Source organism: Streptomyces glaucescens, assembly GCF_002154375.1.
GTDB lineage: Bacteria > Actinomycetota > Actinomycetes > Streptomycetales > Streptomycetaceae > Streptomyces > Streptomyces glaucescens.
The window spans coordinates 1-1,576 of record NZ_MUND01001001.1 but is presented as its reverse complement, the minus strand read 5'-3'; the positions used below and the strand labels follow the sequence as shown (position 1 = coordinate 1,576).

Here is a 1,576-nt window from a genome sequence, read left to right as displayed (position 1 = left end):
GTGCCTGTGGTGCGCCCTCCCCGCGCTGAGAGTGGCCGTCGGGCGTCGGCCCGGTCGGGGTGAGACGGCGCTCTGGCGTCGGGCTGGAGGTGGCGGCCATGACGGGCCGGATAGTGCGCTGGGGGGCGCGGGCGTTGCCGGGGTGTCGTCAGGTCGTCGTCCGGCTGGGGGATCTGACCACTCGTCCTGACGGACGAGGGATCCGGCGAGGTCGCACGCGGGGGCGGGTGTGAACGGGGTGGACGAGCGGAGCTGACGGTTCGTCAATCGGAGCTGCGGTGGGCCTTTGTGGACTGCGGACCTCGGGCGCGGGAGCCTGAGCGGGAGGTGGTCGGGGCCGGGCCGGTCTGGCAGGTGGGGCACCAGTAGGTGGGTCGGTCCCGGGAGCCGTCGCCCTGGTCGGCGATCCGTACGGGGGTGCCGCAGCGCAGGCAGGGGCGGGGTGCGCGGCCGTAGACGTACAGGCCCTGGCCGCGGCGGCCCGTGGTGCTGCGGACCGGGCGTTCGCGGTTGGCCTCCAGGAGCTTCTTGGCGAGGACCGGGAGCTGGGCGGCGCGGTCGGCCGGGAGGGCCCCGACCGGCAGCCAGGGCGTGGCGCCGAGCAGGAAACACAGCTCGCTCTTGAACACATTGCCGATGCCGGCGAGATTGCGCTGGTCCAGGAGGGCCTCGCCGAGGGGGCGGGCGGGGTCCGCGAGGAGGTTGGCCAGGGCGCGGTCGGCGTCCCAGTCCGGGCCCAGGAGGTCGGGGCCGAGGTGGCCCACGGCGCGGTCCTCGTCCGTGGTGCGGAGCAGTTCGAGGACGGGGAGGCGGTATCCGACGGCCGTGCGGTCGGAGGTGCCGAGGATCGCGCGGATCTGGTGCTCCGGGCCGCCGGTCCAGCGTTCACCGGCCGCGTAGATCCGCCAGGAGCCGTCCATCCTCAGGTGCGAGTGCAGGGTGAGCCCGCCTTCGACACGGGCGAGGATGTGTTTGCCGCGCGGGGTGACGTCCAGGACGGTACGGCCGGTGAGGTCGGCCGTCGCAAACCGGGGGACCCGCAGGTCGGAGCGGGTCAGCACCTTGCCCGCGAGGGCGGCGTGCAACCGGCTCGCGGCCTGCCAGACGGTGTCTCCTTCGGGCATGCGTCAAGGGTGGCACGAGCGGGCGGGCCGGTGCGTTCCCGGGGGTTGCGTTTCCGCGTGCCTGCGCGTGCGGGTGGTCAGGCGCGGAGCCGGAGGCCTCTGGGAGTGGCGATGAAGCCCGCGCCCTCCAGGAGGGAGCCGATGGGCGAGGTCAGGGCCTGTACGCCGTTGATCCGCTCCACGGTGACCGTGCCGAGGGAGCCCGCGCGGGCGGCTGCGGCGAGGGCGTCCGCGGCGGCGCGCAGCCGGGTGTCGTCCGCGGGGTCGGTGTCCTGGTCGGTGGGCCAGGCCAGCAGGGTCTTGCCGCCGCGCTCCATGTAGAGCGCCAGGTCGCCCTCGACGAGGACGACGAGCGAGCCCGCCTTGCGGCCCGGCTTGTGCCCGGCGTCGGTGGGTGGGTCGGGCCAGGGGAGGGCGGCGCCGTAGGCGTTCGCCGGGTCGGCGGCGGCGAG

Annotated in this window: 2 protein-coding genes; both read right to left on the bottom strand. The window is 75.1% G+C overall.

Annotation, left to right across the window (positions count from 1 at the left end):
• Positions 1-263: 263 nt before the first annotated feature.
• Positions 264-1,124 (bottom strand): Fpg/Nei family DNA glycosylase, encoded by an 861-nt coding sequence (locus CCN42_RS40125; RefSeq protein WP_086742031.1) that lies wholly within the window; start codon positions 1,122-1,124, stop codon positions 264-266.
• 77 nt (positions 1,125-1,201) lie between these two features.
• A partial coding sequence (locus CCN42_RS40120) for a hypothetical protein (RefSeq protein WP_422641134.1) occupies positions 1,202-1,576 on the bottom strand: 375 nt, incomplete at its 5' end.